General features: G+C 61.2%; 16 protein-coding genes. 4 read left to right on the top strand and 12 right to left on the bottom strand.

Annotated elements, in window-relative coordinates; all coding sequences use genetic code 11:
- Nucleotides 1-20: 20 nt before the first annotated feature.
- From VT84_RS36795 to VT84_RS36755, 9 genes are all read right to left on the bottom strand, one after another.
- On the bottom strand, nucleotides 21-2,492 hold the full coding sequence (locus VT84_RS36795) for a DNA gyrase subunit B (RefSeq protein WP_082843049.1): 2,472 nt from the start codon (nucleotides 2,490-2,492) through the stop codon (nucleotides 21-23).
- A 37-nt stretch (nucleotides 2,493-2,529) separates the two neighbouring features.
- Nucleotides 2,530-2,841: a DciA family protein gene (locus VT84_RS36790; RefSeq protein WP_052549753.1), complete on the bottom strand. Its 312-nt coding sequence runs from the start codon at nucleotides 2,839-2,841 to the stop codon at nucleotides 2,530-2,532.
- 82 nt (nucleotides 2,842-2,923) lie between these two features.
- Nucleotides 2,924-4,051: a DNA polymerase III subunit beta gene (gene dnaN / locus VT84_RS36785; RefSeq protein ID WP_082843048.1), complete on the bottom strand. Its 1,128-nt coding sequence runs from the start codon at nucleotides 4,049-4,051 to the stop codon at nucleotides 2,924-2,926.
- Nucleotides 4,052-4,382: 331 nt separating this feature from the next.
- The gene (locus VT84_RS36780; RefSeq protein ID WP_162271968.1) at nucleotides 4,383-5,378 is read right to left on the bottom strand and encodes a helix-turn-helix domain-containing protein; all 996 of its coding nucleotides are present in this window, start codon (nucleotides 5,376-5,378) and stop codon (nucleotides 4,383-4,385) included.
- Nucleotides 5,379-5,685: 307 nt separating this feature from the next.
- Nucleotides 5,686-7,275 carry a prenyltransferase/squalene oxidase repeat-containing protein gene (locus VT84_RS36775; protein WP_082843046.1) on the bottom strand — a complete coding sequence of 530 codons (1,590 nt, stop codon included), beginning with the start codon at nucleotides 7,273-7,275 and terminating at the stop codon, nucleotides 5,686-5,688.
- Between the two features lie 313 nt (nucleotides 7,276-7,588).
- On the bottom strand, nucleotides 7,589-9,082 hold the full coding sequence (locus tag VT84_RS36770; protein ID WP_082843045.1) for a hypothetical protein: 1,494 nt from the start codon (nucleotides 9,080-9,082) through the stop codon (nucleotides 7,589-7,591).
- Between the two features lie 189 nt (nucleotides 9,083-9,271).
- Nucleotides 9,272-9,814, bottom strand: a complete 543-nt coding sequence (locus VT84_RS36765) for an ExbD/TolR family protein (RefSeq protein ID WP_082843044.1) — start codon at nucleotides 9,812-9,814, stop codon at nucleotides 9,272-9,274.
- A 121-nt stretch (nucleotides 9,815-9,935) separates the two neighbouring features.
- Nucleotides 9,936-10,430 (bottom strand): ExbD/TolR family protein, encoded by a 495-nt coding sequence (locus tag VT84_RS36760; RefSeq protein WP_052549768.1) that lies wholly within the window; start codon nucleotides 10,428-10,430, stop codon nucleotides 9,936-9,938.
- A 111-nt stretch (nucleotides 10,431-10,541) separates the two neighbouring features.
- Nucleotides 10,542-11,378, bottom strand: coding sequence for a MotA/TolQ/ExbB proton channel family protein (locus tag VT84_RS36755; RefSeq protein ID WP_052549770.1), 837 nt, complete (start codon nucleotides 11,376-11,378; stop codon nucleotides 10,542-10,544).
- A gap of 349 nt (nucleotides 11,379-11,727) precedes the next feature.
- Between VT84_RS36755 and VT84_RS36750 the strand changes: the two genes are divergently transcribed.
- Nucleotides 11,728-13,149 carry a DUF1501 domain-containing protein gene (locus tag VT84_RS36750; RefSeq protein WP_082843043.1) on the top strand — a complete coding sequence of 474 codons (1,422 nt, stop codon included), beginning with the start codon at nucleotides 11,728-11,730 and terminating at the stop codon, nucleotides 13,147-13,149.
- A gap of 175 nt (nucleotides 13,150-13,324) precedes the next feature.
- Here the strand turns inward: VT84_RS36750 and VT84_RS36745 are convergent, their stop codons facing one another.
- Nucleotides 13,325-14,095 (bottom strand): DUF1080 domain-containing protein, encoded by a 771-nt coding sequence (locus VT84_RS36745; RefSeq protein ID WP_082843042.1) that lies wholly within the window; start codon nucleotides 14,093-14,095, stop codon nucleotides 13,325-13,327.
- 169 nt (nucleotides 14,096-14,264) lie between these two features.
- On the bottom strand, nucleotides 14,265-15,278 hold the full coding sequence (gene aroF / locus VT84_RS36740; protein ID WP_082843041.1) for a 3-deoxy-7-phosphoheptulonate synthase: 1,014 nt from the start codon (nucleotides 15,276-15,278) through the stop codon (nucleotides 14,265-14,267).
- A 150-nt stretch (nucleotides 15,279-15,428) separates the two neighbouring features.
- Between aroF and VT84_RS36735 the strand changes: the two genes are divergently transcribed.
- From VT84_RS36735 to VT84_RS36725, 3 genes are all read left to right on the top strand, one after another.
- The gene (locus VT84_RS36735; protein WP_052549778.1) at nucleotides 15,429-16,301 is read left to right on the top strand and encodes a DUF6585 family protein; all 873 of its coding nucleotides are present in this window, start codon (nucleotides 15,429-15,431) and stop codon (nucleotides 16,299-16,301) included.
- 23 nt (nucleotides 16,302-16,324) lie between these two features.
- Entirely contained in the window at nucleotides 16,325-17,317 is a 993-nt protein-coding gene (locus tag VT84_RS36730; RefSeq protein WP_052549780.1) for an alpha/beta hydrolase family protein, read from the top strand.
- Between the two features lie 91 nt (nucleotides 17,318-17,408).
- Nucleotides 17,409-17,822, top strand: coding sequence for a hypothetical protein (locus VT84_RS36725; protein ID WP_082843040.1), 414 nt, complete (start codon nucleotides 17,409-17,411; stop codon nucleotides 17,820-17,822).
- A 157-nt stretch (nucleotides 17,823-17,979) separates the two neighbouring features.
- Here VT84_RS36725 and VT84_RS36720 read toward each other — a convergent pair whose 3' ends face one another.
- The gene (locus tag VT84_RS36720; RefSeq protein WP_082843039.1) at nucleotides 17,980-19,035 is read right to left on the bottom strand and encodes a hypothetical protein; all 1,056 of its coding nucleotides are present in this window, start codon (nucleotides 19,033-19,035) and stop codon (nucleotides 17,980-17,982) included.
- Between the last annotated feature and the right edge of the window lie 251 nt (nucleotides 19,036-19,286).

The raw sequence follows: 19,286 nt of genomic DNA, 5'->3' as shown, positions 1-19,286 counted from the left end.
GTGCGTTTCGCGCTCCCAGCTTACGCCCCGTAGTCGATGTCCTCGACGCTCTTGAGCGTGTTGTTGAAGATGAACGCGCGGCGGTCCTGCACCTCTTTGCCCATCAGCGTGCGGAACATATCTTCCGCCTTGAACGCATCATTCAGCGTCACCTGCAACAGCGTGCGGTGTCCCGGGTTCAGAGTCGTTTCCCACAACTCCTCGGGGTCCATTTCACCCAACCCTTTGAACCGCGTGACCGCCATGCCCTTCTCACCGAGGCGACGAATTTCGGCCACCAGCTCGCGCATACTTACGAGATTCTTGGTGTGCCCGTCGTGTTCGAGCGTGTACCGCACCGGTGGCTCGCGCCCGGCGACTCGTTGCAACGGAACGAGGTCGCTCGCATCAAGCCCGGTACTCTTCATCTTCGCAAGAGCACGATTTAGGGCCTTGAGATCGTGCCACTCGTCGAGCGTGTAGTCCTCTTCAATAACCGGCTCGCGCTGCAACTGTTCCGTGAGCGTGGCCTTGAACGCGGTCACATCTTCAGATGTGCGCAACCAGTGTTCCTTGTTCTTGGCGCGCTCGTAGATGTGGTACACGGGGAACGTGCCGTCCACGAGGCGCGGAAGGAGTTCGTCCAGCGAGCGCCCGCGGCGTTCCAGGCCCACAACAGCGGTTTCGGCCTCTGCGAGTGCCGGGAGCAGCTTCGTGAGATCGTCGCTCGTCACGGTTCGCGCCGGCTGGTCCGGCTTTGTGACGTTGAGCGTAGTTGCTTTCAGCCCCCGGTTGGTTAACTCGACGACCATCTCTTCGCGCGTTTGCACGAACCGCGTTTCTTTCTTCTGCGTGACCTTGAACAGCGGCGGGCGGGCGACGAACACGTGTCCCGCTTCGATCAACTTCCGCATTTGACGGAAGAAGAACGTGAGCAACAGCGTGCGGATGTGCTGACCGTCCACATCGGCGTCGGTGAGGATGATGATCTTCCCGTACCGCACCTTGCTCACGTCTTCGACGTTGTCAATATCGATGCCCACGGCCCCGATGAGGGCCGCGATTTCGTTGTTCTCCAGCAGCTTCTCGAACTTCGCCTTCTCGACGTTGAGCACCTTACCCTTTAGCGGGAGAATCGCCTGATAGTGCCGGTCGCGCCCGCTCTCGGCACTGCCACCAGCGGAATCACCTTCGACGAGGAATAGTTCGTTCTTCAGGTGCTCGCGCGAGCTGCAATCGTACAGCTTGCCCGGAAGCCCACCGCTCAGTGCGTTCTTCCGATTCTTGAGAGCATCGCGGGCCTTCTTCGCAGCAAGCCGCAGTTCGGCGGTGAGTGCCACCTTGTCGCAAATCCGCTTCGCGTCCTTCGGGTTCTTCTCCAGGTATTCCGAGAGGCACTCGTACACGATGCTACCGACGATCCCTTCCACTTCGGGGTTGTTGAGTTTGATCTTCGTCTGCGACTCGAACAGCGGGTCCGGGTGAGAGATACTGACAATTGCGGTCAACCCAGCACGGAAATCGTCCCCGCGCACTTCCAGTTCCGGCTTGAAGTGCCCTTCCTTCTTTCCGTAGGCGTTGATCGCCTTCGTTAAGCCCCCGCGAAACCCACTGAGGTGAGTACCGCCAACGGGGTTGTATGCGTTGTTCGTGTAGCACCGAACCCGTTCGTCTTCGCCACCGGTGTACTGGATCGCGACTTCCACCGCGACCTTCAGCCCCATTCCACTCGTCTCGGGGGTCGTGTGCTCGACCTCTCGTTGCATGTAGATCGGTGGATGTTCAAGCGTTTCGCCCTGATTCAGCCAAACGACGTACTCAGCGATACCACCCTCGAACTGGAAATGCACGGACTTGCTGGTACGCTCGTCGGTGAGCGTAATCGCCAGCCCCTTGCACAAGTAAGCAATCTCGCGGAACCGTTCTTCGAGCGTCTCGTAGTCGAATTGGAGGGTGCCGAAAAACTCGGGCAGCGGGTCCGGGCGGAACGTGATCGTGGTTCCGCGCTGACCGGCGGGTGCGGGGCCAAGATCCTGGAGCTTGCTGGTTGCGTATCCGCGTTCAAACTCCATCTTGTGAACGCGGTTGTCTCGCCGAACCTCGACCTCGCACCACTCGGACAGGGCGTTCATCGCCTTCGCGCCCATCCCGTGCAGACCGAGTGACACGCGATACGCGGCGTTGTCGAACTTCCCGCTGTTACCAGCAACAGTTAGAGCTTCTTCAAGCGCCGATTTACCGGTGTCCTTCTTGATCCCAACGGGAATCCCGCGCCCGTCGTCGGCAACGGTGATCGCCCCGTTGTCGTGGATGGTCACGCGGATGTGGGTGCCGTGGCCGGCGAGCCACTCGTCCACGGAGTTGTACACGATCTCGTAAACGAGGTGGTGCAGCCCGGACGACTGCGTGTTGCCGACGTACATGCCCGGGTTCTGGCGAATGTGCGCCGCATCCTTGAGGCTCTTCATGTGAGCCTCGGTGTATTCCCCGGCCGGTGGCGTTTCGGTGCTCATCGTATTGGTTCCCTTCCGGTTCAGAGATTCAACGTTATTACCACGAGGCCGCACGGAACTTCAGGTCGGTCAGCGTGACGCCGGGCATCGCGGTACGGAGCCTGGTGAGTAGCCCGCGTTTGTGGAACTGCGTCAACTCCGACAACAGAACCGCGTTCCGCACCGCGATCTCCAACACCCCGCGCCGCATCCCCAGCACCTGCGTGTCCTTCAACAGCTCATTGCCCGCGGCGGTGCTCCACGCGGATTCCAATCGCAGCCGGTCGTTCTTCCGCCCCCATCCACGGGACGTAAACAACTTGCCGAGGATGTCAGCGATATTCTCCGGACCGCGGTTGTCGGTACCCATACTGGCCCCTGACGAACGACCGGTTCGAGCCGGCTAACGGAACGCCCACGAATAACCACACGAAGTTATTAACACCGCTGACTCACCCGGTCAGCGGCATCACCAAGTACGAATACTGATCGCCGCACGTAAACAGGGCAGGTCGAAGTCCGGTGGACACTTCAAGTAGCACCGTTGGCTCGCCGTCCAGGGACCGCAGGAACTCGACCAGATACGACGGGTCGAACGCGATCTCCGTCTTGGGTCCGTCGTACTCCGGTAATTCGAGCGTCACCTCGCTCGCGCCGGTCTTCGCTCCGCGGGCCTTCATCGTGACCGCGCCCGCGTCGAAGGTCATGTCCACGCGCATGCTCTCGTCGTCGGTCATGATGGCCGCTTGGCGAACGCGCGAGAGGAAGCTGTCCACGGGCAACGAGATCTTCTGGGTCGAATCCTTCTGTGTCTTCGAGATGATCTCGCGGTACGGCGGGAACTTACCCTGCACGAGCGAGGTGTAAATCATCGCCCGCTCGGTCTGGAACAGGGCGTCGTTCGCACGCAGGCCGATCCGAATGAGTTCCTGATCGCCGGCCAAGTTCCGTTCCAGAAGCGCGATGGCCTTCAGTGGTACGAGGTGAAGTGTCTTCACGCCGTCACTAACGCCGAACACATTGGCCTGACCGTGGCACACCGCGAGCCGCTTAGTGTCGGTCGCGACGAGGTGAGCGCCCTTCTCTTCTGCCACCCACAGTACGCCCGTCAGTGAGAACCGCCCGCTGGTGTCCTTCTTGTCCGCAGAGAACGCGGTGCGGCGAATCATCGTCCGCAGCGTGCCGGCGGTGATCTCGTGGTAGTGCCCGCCGTCGTCGAAAGACGGGATGTCGGGGAACTCGTTCACGTCGAGACTCGGCATCTCGAAGCGCCCGCCGGTGGTCTTCACGAGGATCGCTTCGCTGCCCGCGTCCAGGGAGATATCCGGATCGCCACTCTCACGAAGGATCTTCTCCAACTCGGTGATCGGCAGAATGCACGATCCCGCTCGGGCCACTATGATGCCGGGCAGCTCGTAGCGGATACCGACTTCCATGTCGTAAGCGACAAGTGTCAGTGTGTCGTCCTGTGCTGAAGCCTTGATGTTGCTCAGCACGGGCTTCGTAGTTCGGGCCGCGACTGCCGCTTTGACGAGTTGGCACGCAGTGAGCAAACTGTCACGCTGACACGTTATCTTCATCGCGATCCTCCATGCCTTCCGTGGGTGTTTTGGGGTCTTGCATCGTGCGTTCCCAGTTACTTGTTATCCTTTATTTTAAACATCCAGTAGCAGTAGTAAGGTGAGCGGTGTTTTTGGCGCGCACTTCCTCACACTGCCCCGACGTCCTCACTTTTCAAGCACTTCGTCTCTGAATCGTCCTGTGGAAAACTTGGCGCGCGAGTGGCGCGCTCGTGTTGTTCTGTGCCGCGCCAATTGTGGGCGCTGTTCGTTGTTCGGAATACGCATCACCGCGCGCCAGTTGATAAAGCTCGCGCGCCAGTCGCGCGCCAAGTTTTCCACAGGGTTACCGTCACGCCAGCACCGCGCGCAGGTCGCGCACGCGCTTCGCCAGTTCCGTGTCTTCCGTGAGTGCCGTTTCCACTTTGCGACAGGCGTGCAGAACCGTTGTGTGGTCGCGCCCGAAGGCGGCTCCGAGTCGCGGGAGCGACAGCTCCATGAGTTCGCGCGCGAGGTACATCGCGACTTGACGCGATTGCAGCACGCTGCGGAGTCGGCTCGGTCCGAGCAATTCCTTCTCGCTGACCCCGAAAGCTGCGGCCACACGCTCCACGATCCTCGAAATGTCGTTCGGGGCGGATGTCGGTTGTCCCGTTTCCGCCAACGTTTGTTGCACGTCCGCGCGCGTCAGCGGTCCCGGAAACGCCGACGCGACTTGTGCCAGGTTCTGGAGCAAACCGAGAGTGGCTCGAACCCCGCCGCCGGTCACTTGTTCGCTGAGCCAGTCGAGCGCTTCGTCGGTCAGGCGAACTTTCTTCGCGGTAGCGGCTTCGGCCAGTATTGAGCGGCGGCTCGAAGGAGTGAGCGGGCCGAGTTGAACCACCAGCCCGGCCGAAAGCCGCGAGGTCAACCGGTGGGGCAAGTTAGCCAGTTGTGATGGCCCTGCATGTGCGGTGACTACCGTTGCACGCCGGCGCGCGGTCCGTCGGTCGAGCAGGTCGCACGCGGCATCCGTTTTGTGTTCTGAGAGTTGCTGGACGTCTTCGAGCGCGAGCAGGTCGCAGTCGGTTAGTTCGTCGTCAGTGAGGCTTTCTTCCGGGGAGCGGCTTACGTCTCCTGCGGACACAACGCGCACCGTGACACCGTTCGGGGACGTGGACAAGCGACGCGCGAGCGACGCACTGAGGTGCGATTTGCCCGTTCCCGGCGGGCCGTGCAGCACGAGAGGGGTCGCACCCGGTCGTTTGCCCGCGACAACGCTGCGATACACCGACCGCACCGCACGGACCGCGACGCGGTTCTCCGGCAGCACGAGGAATCCGCTCCAGCGCGGGGCCGGCGTACTCAAAAGTGCCTCGTTTTGTGTAAATCGCGCTGCAAACAGAGCGGTGTTCATTCAGTCAGTATTTTACCGATTTTCGAGTATTCGGTAAAGAGCAATGACCGCTCGCTAAGGTGTGAAACTGCAATACGTTGTGCGCTGCTAAACGGGCCGCTCGCGGGACTCGTTGGAAGTGCTTTGGGACGCGCCAGTTCCGATGATCTGGAACCGGTAGGAAATCACAAAAATATCCCAATCGCACTCGCAGTTCCGGCTCAAAACCGGCACCGCGGGCGCGATTGGGATGGTATTGGAACTGTGCTACACGATTACGTTATTCGATGATCTGGAACGCCTGACCGTCCGCGCCGCGCTTGTAAAGCGGCAAATGGCGGTAATACACTTCGAGCGTTAGCAGGCACATCGCTGTGGTGCCCAGGCGCCCGCACTCGCGCCCGAACCAGTTGTTCGGTCCGGTTTCGGGGTCCCAACTGCCGGAGTTCAGATCCTTTTTACTCTGTTGACCGATGAGCCAGTCGCGCATCCCACCTTTGCGGGTGCCATCGGCCTGTTTCGGACCCTCGTTCCACGTCTTCCACTCTTCGCCCTCGAAGAAGTGAACGACCTGCGTGGCGTAATAGTAGTAGTACAGGTCTTTGATACCGCCGTTCCCGACTGGTGGGGTCTTCATCAATCCGCGGACACCCTCGATCATGTTGTCTTTACCGGGGTGCCATTCGGAAACGTAATAGCGACACAAGAGCCCGACCGCGGTGAGTGCGGTGCCCGGTTTGGCATCGGAGTTGTTGTTGTACCCGTATTTGTCTTTCTTGGGCCCCGCGGCAACAAAGTCCAGAAACTTGTTAGCTTTTTGAATCACGCGGTCATCGACTACAAGATCCTTGCTCAGCTTCGCGGCCTTGAGTACCTGGATCTGCCAGCCGACGATCGAAGTGTCACCGGGAATGTTGGGTTCGTACCCCCAACTCCCGTTCGTCGCTTGTGTCTTTTGGATGTAGTTGACGGCGGCCTGGGCGAAGGGCTTTAGTGTGGGGTCTTTGGTCATTCCGTAGGCTTCGCACAGCGGTAGCGTCGCGATGGCTTGGGCGTAAACGTTGGTGCTCATCCGCCCGGCATTGGCGCCGACCGGCGGGCACAGCTTAATCAGGAACCCGATGCCCTTGGAAACGACCTGCTCGTAGCCCCGGAAATCCTTGTCCCCATTTTTTTTGTGAGTGATCCCCGCGGCGAGGAACGGGAGCAGCGCCATTCCGGTTGCCGCGGCGCGTTCCTCGGCCCGGCCCATATCGTACTTCCAACCGCCGTCGGCCATTTGCTGTTTCGCGAGCCACGCGAGGCCCGATGCGACCGCGCGCTCGGAGTCCGCGTTCCCGCCCCCTTCCTTAAGTAGCCGCGTTTTGGTCGCTCCCGAGCGCCCGGCAACCATCTGTGACACGAGACTGCTCCCGCCCCCGTTCCCGGCTACAAACGTGCCCTTGTCGGGTTGAATACCGGACGTGACGTCGATCCCGATCCCCGGGAGCATGGCCGCGTTCGTATTGTCCTGGGTGGCGCTGGGCTGGCCGATTAAGTCCTGGGTGACCGCGAAATCGATGGTTTTTTGGTCGATCCGATCGAGCTCGGGTAGCGCGGCTTGCACATTGGAATCGACGCCGAGTTCTTCGTTGGACAGGTTCTTGTCTTCTTTTTCCTGCGCCGTTTCTGCCGTGGTGTTAACGACAGTTTCCGACTGCTTGGTTTCGACCTGCGGAACCTCAAAAAATATTACCAAGATGATAAGAATAACGTGGAGAAAGCCGCTCCCGAGTAGTGCCGGGACGTATTTGTTGACGAACCGTTCTTGGGTGGTTTCCTCGGACGTTTTCAGTCGGCGGATCACCGGTGCGTTGGGTTTCTCGCTCACGGCTATCTCCCCAATTTCTTGTAGTATCGGCGAATTCACTTAAGCCGGCGGACCGGCCTTATCTGGCTAACATTTGCTAACTTTTTGGCCCGGAGCCTCGCGAAACCTCGATTTCCCAGGCAATTGACCGGCGCCTTGCTAACATCTACTGACACTTCCCCTGCTCCACGAACCAGTCTCGTTTCGAGACCCCCGTAGCGGCCGAACGAGCCGCGACCGCAGGGGAGCGGGGCTTCCGGTGCGTGAAACCGCGACGATAAACGGGAATCACTCCCACTCCCTTGCGGTCGTGGCTCGTTACAAGGGAACGGGACTAAGCCCGCGGAGCGACGCTCGAATCGAACGGGTTCCGGTTTCGTGCCGCGGTTATTTGCGCTTTTGCTTTTCGATCCCCACTGCGGTACCACAGTGCCAGCACGCCGGCGCCGAGAAGCAGCAGCGTGATGGCGATGATTACGCCCCGAATGAACACCTCCCATGATCCGGCGGTGGGGGCACTGGGGTCGGGCCGGATGATTGGCCCGCGCCCGATCAGGAGCGGGGCGTATTTCTCGAGGTTCTTGCCGGGATTCTTTTCGTCCGGTTCGCCGGACTCGTACCGCATGCGCTTGAACGAGAACCCGGCAAATGACACCCACACGTTTACCGTCCCGGTCGGTTCGACGTCCGGGAGCGGTTCACTGAACACGATGCAAATGGGGTTCCCGCGCGGTTCGGTGGCGGGGATCATCCACCCCTCGAACACCTGTGTCACACCCGCCGCGTTGAGCCAGTCGTTCCCCTCGATTCGCCGCAGCGACAGTAACCGGCCCTCGAACTTCACGCACGCGAGCCGGTACGCGAGCCGCGATTCTTTGAACAGGTCCGCGAACTTCAGGTCCGCGTTGGCGCTAGCTTCCAGATCCGCTGCTGGGAACCGCGAAGCGTGCAGGATCACCCGGTTGTAAGCCGCGACCTCGGGCCACGTGGCTTCGGTCGGACTGGTGCGGATCATCTTCGTGTCGTCTTTGATGAACTCATAGAGCCGCTTTTTGTCCAATGCGACCGGATTCCCGCTCGGGGTCGGCGGCCCGGCGAGCACCGTCAGGCCCTTCCCGATGAGAACGGGCACCGATGTGACCGCGTTCGTGCCGTCCCCGGGCACGTTCATGGCCTTGAAGAAGTACCCGCTCGCGGTCACCCGATGGTCCGCGTCGAGCCATTCTTCGGGTTTCTTGTCGCGCACCGCGGCGAGTGGTTCCGGCAGCTCGAGGAACACGATCGACACGGGAGTCGCCGGCGATTCGTCGATCGGGACGAACCGGGCCTCGAACAGTTCCGCGACGCCTTGGTGTTGGAGTTGTGGGGGCGCTACCAATCGGCGAACCGCGTTTAATTTGCCGTCGAACCGGATCAGGTCCGTGCGGTAGGCCCCGCGCATCGGCTTTGTGAGATCGAGCGGAACCAGATCGCGGATCGCAAACTCGTCGAGTTCGCGGGTGCTCTGATTCTTCGCGTGGAGCAGGAAGTTGATCCACGCATCGTACTCGCGCGGGTTCTTGTCCTGGCTGGCGACTGGCTTGTAGTCCTCGATCGCGGCGTAGATCGCGAGTTCGTGCCCGCCCGGGATCTGGAGCCGCTCGCGCGCTTTGCGCCGCGGACTGTCGGCCGGAAGTGGTGCGCGGGTATCGGCCTTATTGTCTCCGGTCGCGTCCTTGGGGGTCGTAGTCGGTTGTGCAAGCGCTGACCCACACACAATAGCACCGAAAACCGCGAGCGCGGCGAACCGGTGCTTCGAGTGCGTGGTGCGAACAAACCGACCGGACATGAACGTCCCTCCGACACCTTTTTTGATGGGCGTTTGTGTCTAAAAGTTCCCGCTTCGGGGTCGGTTTCTTCCCCAGATCCGCACGAATTGTGCTTCGGTGGCACGGGAGCTATAAGGTCGATCGCAAATGAAAGTAACGACTCAGGGCGATGTGAAATTCGGTCGTTCTGAGCGGTTCGGGGTCCGCGATCAGTTCTTGTTCTTTTTGTTCTCTTTGTTCTCTTTGTCGTCTTTGCTCTCGAGCAGAACCGGCGAGATGTCCGCGAAACCCGCGCGGAGGCCGATGTCCACCAATTGAACGACGTAATCTTGGAGCAGCTTGGGGTGGATCTCGAGTGTCAGTTTACCCACTTTTTGCTCTTGTTTCAGCCGTTCGGCCACTCCGATCAGTTCCTTCTGGTACACCTTCGCGTCGCCGGTCAGGTCTTTGGGGGCGGCCGAAGCACTGTCTTCTTCGATCAGAGTCATCTTTTCAATCGTGCCACCGTCGGTCGCCACGACGCGGACGGTGAAGTGGGGCGGTTTGTCGGTCTTGAGCGGGTCGGCGATGACCGTGAGCCCCCCCCCGTCCTGTTTGGGGAGCGCGAGCATGATTTGCCCCTCGGTCGGGGCCGGTTTGAAGGTCATGATGAAGAACGCGAGCAACTGGAACGACATATCGAGCATCGGGGTGATGGGCAGGTCCGGCTCGACGTGATCGGTTTGGGTGCGCTTGCGCTTGTGGATCAACATGGCGTCGCTCGTCGTTTTGTTCGTGGCACAGGCCTCTGGCCTGTGCGGATCGTAAACACGGGCCAGAGGCCTGTGCCACGAAACCAAAGCTAATCCCACCTTCAACGGGGCGAGACGGCGCTCAGCCCTCGGGGTTGTTGTAAATGACCGCCCGCAATTGAATGCGCGTGTAGCCCGCCGCGCGGCACGCGCGCATGATGGCTGAGGTTTTTTCAAACGGGCACTGCTTGTGCACCCGCAGGATGATGAGCGTGCGGAGCTGCTTGTCCCCGTTACCCTCACCGGCCGCGCGCTTGTCCTCTTCCGCCCGGCGCTTCAGGATGATCTCGAGTTCTTTGGGCTTGTCGGTCGCGGTCAGCTTGTTGCCGAGCGAGTCGATGGGTGTATCGCCCGGTGGGAAGAGGACCGTTCCCTGTTCGTTCACGTTGATGTAGTAGGAGTAATTCTCGTTCGACTCGATCGCCTTTGCCGAGAGCGCTTCCGGGAGCTTGATCTCGACGTTCGTCTGGTCCATGACGAAGTTGGCGCAGAGCATGAAGAACATCACCAACTGCAACACGAGGTCGAGCAGCGGGGTGAAGTTCGGCTCGCACTTGTCGCTACTTCCGTGGCTCATCGGTCCGCCAGGGGGTGAGGGTCAGTAGGCCGTTACCCGGTTGCGATTCTCTGCCGCGAAGGGCGCCACCGGTGGGAGCAAAATGCTTCACGACCCGGTGGCTTCTGGTACTCAGCGGGCCGGGGGCGCCGGCGGGGTCGGGGCCGCACCTGGTGCGGGGGCCGGGGCCGCGGGTGCGCCGGCGGCTTTCTTCGAGTTGTGGTACATCTGCGTGAGCAGGTCGTCGGCGATGTGGCCCACGTCCATCGTTACGCGGGTGATGCGGTTGCGGTAGAAGGCGTTGAAGAAGATCGCGGGGACCGAAACGGCCACCCCGAACAGCGTCACCACGAGCGCGTGCGAGATCCCGTCGGCCAGTTGGGACGGGTTCACGCCCCCCTTCGCCTTCGCGAGCACGGAGAACGATTCGATCATCCCGTACACGGTACCGACCAGCCCGAGCATCGGCCCGACGGTCGCGATGACCGCGTTGTAGTTGTTCTTTTGCTCTTTATCGCTCTTGATGCTTTCCAGGGTGTTCATCGCGGCTTCGCGCGCGTCTTCCAGTCCGTACTGGAGTCGGCTCATACCGGCGGTGAGTACTTGCCCGAGGAACGACGGGTCGCTCCGGGCCATATCGAACGCTTCCTTGAATTTCCGCTTGTTCACGGTGTCGGTAAACTCGTCCACGAACCCCGGCGGAATGGCCGAACTCATCCGCAGGTCGAGAAACAGCAACACGACGAGCGCCATCATCGCGACGGAGATGGCGAGCAGGAGCGGGCCGAACACGAACCCGAGCGACCTAATCATGAACCAAATCAGTTCGCCGCCGCTGAGCTTCTCGGCCGGAGGGGGACTCTCTTGTGCGTGCGCGACGTTCGAGAACATCATCAACACGACGACCGCGAGCGCGGCCGTGCACAGGAACCGGCCGGCGGAGTGGAACCGAGAGGACGAGCGGATCATTCTGCGAATCCTGGGAGGTCGGGCGTTCGCTGAGGATTGCCATCTGAACAACACTAGAGCGCGACGTGCGTTCGTTGGACGCGATTCGCTGCGGAAGAGTTCCACAGAAAATCCGCCCAGGTGTGCTGGAACTGACACGCGGGCCAAGTGTTGGGGCGAGGGTTCTGCTTATTAGGAAGGGAGACCGCCGCCGTCGTCAAGAAGTATAAGATAAAAAACGACCACGCGCGGTCATTTGAGGACCAGCGGTTTCAGGGGCGAAGTGGTGCGGGTAATTTGAGTTGCGATTGCGGTTCGATTTCGGGATAGTTGAGCGATCCCTCCCGCCTGCCTGCCCGCGAGTGCTGCCATGCCCGCACTTTTCCACCCACATTTCACTCGTCGCGACGCGATCCAAGCCGGCGCCGTTGGGCTCCTCGGGCTCGGTCTCGGTGAACTCAATGTGCTGCGTGCTGCGGAAAAGCATGCCGCGAAGTCTGTGATTTATGTCTTCCTTTCTGGGGGACTGGCACAGCACGAGAGCTTCGACCCGAAACCAGACGCCCCCGACGCGATCCGCGGGGAGTTCGGCAGCATCGCGACGAAAACGCCCGGATTGCGCGTTACGGAACACCTGCCGAAGCTCGCCGCGTGCAGTGACAAGTGGTGCGTGGTGCGGTCGCTGACGCACAAGTCGAACGACCACTCGCTCGCGCACCACATCATGCTCACGGGGCGCAGTGACACGCCGGTGGGTTTCAACCCCAACGCACCGAAGCCCACCGATCACCCGAGTTTGGCCGCCATCGCGGGGGCGGTCACCAAGGCGCGCAACAACCTACCGCCGGCACTCGTGCTGCCGGACAAGATCGTTCACAACACTGGGCGTGTGTTGCCGGGTCAGTTCGCGGGGGTAATGGGACGCGCACGCGATCCGTGGTTTCTCGAAGCCAGTGCGTTCGAGCCGAAGGCTTACGGCGCGTACCCGGAGTACGAGTTCGACCACCAGCACCGCGCGTTCGATGCGAAGCGAAAGGCGTTCACGATCCCCGATCTAAGCTTACCGCAAGGCGTGACCGGCGAGCGTTTCGGTAGCCGGTTGGATGTACTCAAACACCTCGATGCCCAGCGCAAGGCGCTCGAAAGCAATGCCAACACGGGCGCGTTCAGTCGCTCGCGCGCGGACGCGGTGAGTTTGTTGACGGACGCTCGCGTTCGGGCCGCGTTCGATTTGAACCGCGCACCGGCACGCGACCTGGAACGGTACGGCAACAACGCTTTCGGCTGGTCGCTCCTGATGAGCGCCCGGTTGGTTGAAGCTGGCGTAAATCTCGTTCAAGTGAATTTGGGCAACAACGAGAGCTGGGACACACACGGTAATGCGTTCCCGAACTTGAAGGACAAACTGCTTCCGCCTACGGACAGAGCGCTCTCGGCACTTCTCGGTGATTTGGAGCAACGCGGGCTACTCGATTCCACGCTGATTGTGATGGCCGGGGAGTTCGGGCGCACGCCGCGTATCAGCACACTCACCCAACACTACAAGGGACCGGGGCGCGATCACTGGGGCGCTGTGCAGTCGGTGTGGTTGGCGGGTGGCGGTGTGAAAGGGGGAACGGTGGTCGGCTCGTCCGATAAGACAGGCGCTTATCCCGCAACCGATCCGCAGTCGCCGGAGAACTTCGCCGCGACGATCTACAGCGCGCTCGGCTTGCCGAAAACGGTTGCGTGGTACGACGCGGAGACTCGCCCGCACCACCTCTACCACGCCGATCCGATGCCTGTGGTGTAGAAGTGGGGGATCATCGGAACGGGCAAAACGAGCCGCGATCGCGAGGGAGCGGGCCGCGGCTTCCTGAATAACGAACATCTAATCAGCGTGTCAGTGCGACCTCAATGTCGCATTAGGAATGGGTTGTGCTTCCCGCTCCCTCGCGGTCGCGGCTCGTCTTTTGTGATTGGCGGAATCACTTCTTGGACAAATCTTTGACGCGGATGTTGCGGTAGCGAACGAACTGCTTGGTGTAGTCGCCGCCGCCGTGGACTTGGAGCGCGATCCCACCCTTATCCGCGAGCCGCTTCTCGGTGTCCTGGAACTCCATGAACTTCACGCCCTTGATCCAGGTCGTGATTTTCGGTGGGTTGCTTTCGATTCGGGCACGCACCTCGTTCCACTCGCCGTGCTTCCAGAATTTCGGCCAGTCCGCGGCGCTCACCGGACTCGGGAACGGCTTGTATTCCTTGATCTCGATGTCGGTGACTTCCTTCTTGAAGTTGAAGTTCAGGACGTGCGGCTTGCCACCGATCCCCTCACCGTAGACCCCCATCAGGTTGCCGCCGGAGTGGTAGTCGATCATGGTTTGGTAGCACTTACCCGTGTCCGTGCTGCGAAGGAAGAGACCGCTATCGGGGCCGTAGTCGTTGTTCATTTCCAGCGCCACCTCGAAGTCACCGTACTCCTTCTCGGTGATGACGATGCCACCGTTACCGGGCACGTCCTGGCTGCCGACGATGGCGCCGTTCTCGACCACCCACTTACCGCCACTCTTGTTCTTGGTCGTGCCGCTGTGACCGGTCTTCGCGGACACCTTCCACCCGTTGAGCGTCTTGCCGTCGAAGAGGGGAACGAAGCCGGTTTCGTCGAACTTTTCCGGTTTCGGTGGTTCGGCGCGAGCCGGTATCAGGGCGACGATCGGAACGAGTAACAGGGACGTGAGGGCGAGCGCAGCGGATCGCATCGGAGGGCCTCGGGGGAGGGGTGGAGGGCGATCGGGTCAGTATCCGCGCGGGGAACTGCGCTGTCCAGCGGTGAAGTGAGATGCGAATTGCTAAACGCACTCGCGCGCTGATGCTCCCGTTCATCGGATATCTGTGTGAAACGGGGGTTTCAGCGCGCGGTTAGAACAACTACACCGCCCGGCCGAACGCGGGCGCGAGCGCCTTGAGGCGAGTGAGCAGCGCGTCGAGAGCGGCGAAGTCGAGCGACTGGGCGCCGTCCGACATTGCGCGATCCGGTTCGGGGTGGACCTCGATCAGCAACCCGTCCGCGCCCGCGGCCAGCGACGCGAGCGACATTGCCGGGACGTAAGCGCGCTTGCCGGTGCCGTGGCTCGGGTCCACGAAGATCGGCAGGTGGCACAGCGCCTTCGCGGGCGGGATCACCGAGAGGTCGAGCGTGTTGCGACTGTGGTCGGAGAACGTCCGGACGCCGCGCTCGCACAGGATGACCTGGTAGTTCCCGCCGGCCATGATGTACTCGGCCGCCATCAGCCACTCTTCGAGCGTCGCGCTCATCCCGCGCTTCAGCAGCACCGGCTTGCGGCACTTGCCCACGCGCTTGAGCAGCGAGAAGTTCTGCATGTTCCGCGTGCCGATCTGGATGATGTCCGCGGACTCTTCAACGGCGCTCGCGTTCTCCGTGTCCATCAGCTCGGTGACGATACCGATACCGGTCTCGGCGCGGGCCTTTTCGAGAATGCGCAGCCCTTCGATCCCCAGCCCCTGGAAGCTGTACGGGCTGCTCCGCGGCTTGAACGCTCCGGCACGCAGGAACTTGACGCCGCGCGAAACGAGGTGCTCCGCGGTCTTGATCGTCATCACCTCGGACTCGACCGAACACGGCCCCGCAATGATCGTGAAGTTCTTGGGGCCGATCGTATCTTGCGCGAGTTGAATCGTGGTGTCGTCGCGCTTCATCTCGCGGCTGGCGAGCTTGTACGGCTTGGTAACGCGGATCGCCTCTTCAACGCCGGGCAGCACTTCAAACAGCGACTTATCGACCGCCCCCGTGTTCCCGGTGATCCCGATCGCGGTTCGCGTGGCGCCGGGCATGACGTGCGGGGTCAATCCCTGGCCCTCGATCACTTGCACCACTTTGTCGATTTGCGACTGAGCGGCGTGAGACTGCATGACAACGAGCATCGAAGACCTCGAAGACGGGAAGCGGAGGGGAGAGGGCAAACCGGGCGGTCCGGGTGGTGCGGTTTTCCCCGCCTTCCGCCTTCCACCTTCCGCCTTCTCTCCGACCTCGGCTATTATACGATTCACGGGTTTATCCTTCGCGAGTACCGCATGGACCTGCCGGACGACGAGCACCTTCAGTGGGCGCACACCGAACTCGGTGAGCCGGATGCGTTCTTCCGCATCAGTCGGGCGCGGTTCCTGACCAAACTTTTACTCGGCGTCCTCCTGCTCCTGTACGGCGTCGTAGCGAACTATTTGTGGTGGGTCCACGGTCCCGCCACGTTCGGGCACTTCGAGCTACTGCTGCTGGTGTTTCTGCCACTCTCGGGCGCGACACTGCTCCTGCACATGTACCGCAACCGCGGGCTGTACGTTCTCATCTACCCCACGGGCCTTTTGCGCTTACGGCGCGGGGAAGTGGACTCGTTCCCGTGGGCCGAGATCGCTCACATTCAACTGAAAGTGCAGCGCGCGACCGGCGCGGAGCTCACCTACGACAGCGACGGGGCGCCGACCGCGTGCTGGATTCCCGTTGATGTGCCCACGTTCAAGTTGTGGGACGCGGGACTTACGGTGCTGCGCGAGGACGGCGTGGAAGCGAACTTCGGTTCCGCACTCACCGACTACGATCAACTCGCCGAGCAGATCCAGTTACGAACGTTCACGGCCCTCTGGCCCCGCATTCGGGAGCAGTTCTTTGCCGGTGAGCGCCTCGCGTTCGGCGAACTCGAAATCGGCTTTGCGGGCGTGCGGCACAACGGCAAGTTGCTCGCGTGGCGCGAGGTGAAAGAGTTCGTCATCTCGCAGGGCAAGCTCTCGATCAAGCAGACCGGTAAATGGCTCCCGTGGGTACTGGTGGACATGGCCAGCGTGCCGAACCCGCACGTGCTGTTCGCGCTCGTCGCGGAGATTCAGCACCTGTTTGCCCCCTCACAGCAGAAACCGAAACCGAGTCCGGTTAAGCAACAGGACGAAGAGTGAGAACCTCTCGCCGGGAACCAATCATGTCGCGCCTTTCCTTCGCACTGCTATTCGCACTGATTCCCACTTCGTTCTGTGTGGCCGAGGAACCGGACCGCGTCGCGTTGCGCAAGAAGATGGAACGCGCGATGGGACCGTTCCCCAGCGCCGACCGCAAGGTTCCGCTCGACCCGAAGGTCGTCAGCGAAGAGAAGCTCGATGGCTACGTGCGATTGAAGATCACGTTCGCAGTAGAAAAGGGCGATCGCGTTCCCGCGTGGTTACTCGTTCCGAACACCGCCACGCGCGACAAAAAAGCCCCCGCGATGCTCTGCTTGCACCAGACAATTGCCATCGGAAAGGACGAACCGATTGGGTTGGGCAAGCAAGACAGCAAAGCCCAGGCGCTGCACCTCGTGAAGCGCGGGTTCGTGTGTCTCGCCCCCGATTACCCGAGTTTCGGTGAGTACAAGTACGACTTCCAAGCCGCGTTCAAGCGCGGCGATTATCAGTCGGGCACGATGAAAGCTATCTGGAACAACATGCGCGCGGTGGACTACCTGCAATCGCTGCCGGAAGTGGACGGCGAGCGCATCGGCGTGATCGGGCACTCGCTCGGCGGGCACAACTCCATGTTCACGGCCGCGTTCGACGAGCGGTTGAAGGTGATCGTTTCGAGCTGCGGCTTTTGCAGCTTCGCGAAGTATTACAAAGGCAACCTGAAGGGCTGGACGAGCGAGAGGTACATGCCGGTCATCGCGCGGGAGTTCGGCAACGACCCGAAGAAAATGCCGTTCGACTTCTCGGACGTGGTGACCAGTTTCGCGCCGCGTGCATTTCTCGCGGTCGCCCCGGAGAAGGACGACAACTTTGAAGTGAGCGGCGTGAGGGACGTGATTGTGGCCGCCGAACCTGCGTACAAGGCGCTCAAAGCAACCGACAAACTGAAAGCACTCTATCCAGACGCGGGCCACGACTTCCCCGCCGACGCTCGCAAGACCGCGTATGAGTTCATTGAGGCGGAATTAAAGAAGTAGCTAAATAGCTCCCACGAATGGCGGAAGTGATGCTCAGGCGAAAGTCGTGTACCATTACCCTGAACCGAACAGCTTGGAGGGAGGGGACAGCGTGGCCGAAGACTTCACACGGCTGCACGATGCTATTCGGCGGTTTTTCCCGACCGCCCGACTCACTCCGTTGGGGGAAGCAGAACTCTCCGCCATCCGCAGCGAGTTCCCCCAAGTCCCAGACCACTACCTGAACTTCCTTCGGCACGTCGGCTGGGGAAGTCTCGGTGACAACTTCATGCTTTACAGTGGTTTGGTCGAGGCGAATGAAATCTTCGACTCACGGACATCAGCAGACTTGGCAGGAATCCTTTTTCTGGGAGACGACTTCGCCGGTTGGATGCTCGGATTCGATACCCGCAACTGCTGGCGCCTAGTGGGGGTAGATAGTTCCTCGCTGACAGCCGAACCTGAGCAAGCACAGACGATGGGGGATTTCTTCGCTCAACGGGCATCAGAATGGGAATCGGCTTAGCTGAGGATGCCCATCACATGCCTCGCCTGCATCACTTCCGCATTTGGCGGGAGGTTTTAGTCGAAAGTCACAGGGTCGAAAGTCATAAAGCCGAAGGCCTCCAAAATTGAGGGCCTTCGGCTTTATGACTTTCGACCCTGTGACTTTCGACTACCCGTTACGGGAGCGGAACGGTCTTCAGGTCGTGCAGCGTGCCGTTCTTGACGAGCAGCAGCGCGTGGCCGTCGTCGAGCTTGTCGAGCTGCATCACGTTCGCCAGTTCCTTGATGCTCTCGTACTTGAGCCCGGCTGTGTCACCCGCGGGGCGCGCGGTGATCGCTTCGGCCTTGTCCACGCCTTCCGTCGGAACCTTCATGACGCCGCGGGCGGAGTTCGCCATCAGGATGTAGTCCTTGCCGTCCTTCGTGTAGACGATCATGTCGAGCGGGCGGTTGCGGTTCCCGAGTTCCGCGATCGTGGTGCCGTTCACCTTCGCACCGGCCTTCAGGTCGGACACCGGGATCTTGACGAGCGGGGTGCAGGTGTACGCGGCCAGGATGTTGTCGTCCTGCCCGATCTTGTACGTGACGAACGTGCGGATCGGGGCGTTCGTTTCCAGCTTCCCGTGCGCGCCGTGGAAGATCTTGATCCCGGCGCCCTTGTCGGCGTCCTTGAACGGGAACGGGATCACGCGCAGCGTGCTGGCGAATTCTTCGTTCGAGAGGCCGGCCACGATCACCTTACCGTTCACGAAGGCGATGCTGGTGATGGACTCGGTGCGTTGCTTGTCGTTCGCGTTGGGGATCGCCACCTTGGAGAAGGCCAGATCCTTGAGGGCAACCGCGCTCACGGTGCCGTCGCGGGCGACCTTGAGGAGCGCGGGTTCGCCGGCGCCGGTCCCGCGGGTCGCGCTGATGTACACGTTCCCCGAGGCCGGGTTCACCTTCACGTCGGTGATCTTCACTTCCTTGTCGGTCACGCCCAGCGCGGCCGCGATCTTGGCGTCGATCTTCTCGACGTTCAGCGGCTTGTCGCCCGTGGGTTTGGCGTCCCCGGTGTCGAAAGCGAAGATAGCGCCGCCCGTCGGGTCACCCGCGAATAGCAGTCCCTTCGGGCCGAACGCCAGTGCGGTGACCGACTTCAGATCCGGGGTGCCCTTGGTCAGCCCGTCGTCGGCCCGGCCCACGGCGGCCGACGCCAGAACAAGCGCGGTCACGAGCAGCTTGGTGCGCATGACAGTCCTCGATTGGTGGCGCTCCGCCGAGTTGCGTTCAGCGGAGCCAAAGTTGGAGAGGCGAACTCGGGGCCGATCGACCCCGTTGAGGGTGTATCATCCGGCGCGGTCATGAAGATGCAAGGAGAAAGGCGAAGGGGCGCTCGTGATTTGGCCTACTCCATCAAATGCCTTCTCATCGTTCGTTCACAATCGCGACCGCGATACAATGCGGAATCTGACTGACGGAATGCGCTTCGGAGAGCACTGCT

This window comes from Gemmata sp. SH-PL17 (assembly GCF_001610855.1).
Taxonomy (GTDB): domain Bacteria; phylum Planctomycetota; class Planctomycetia; order Gemmatales; family Gemmataceae; genus Gemmata; species Gemmata massiliana.
The sequence above is the reverse complement of the archived record's forward strand: the minus strand, read 5'-3'. Positions and strand labels throughout refer to the sequence as shown.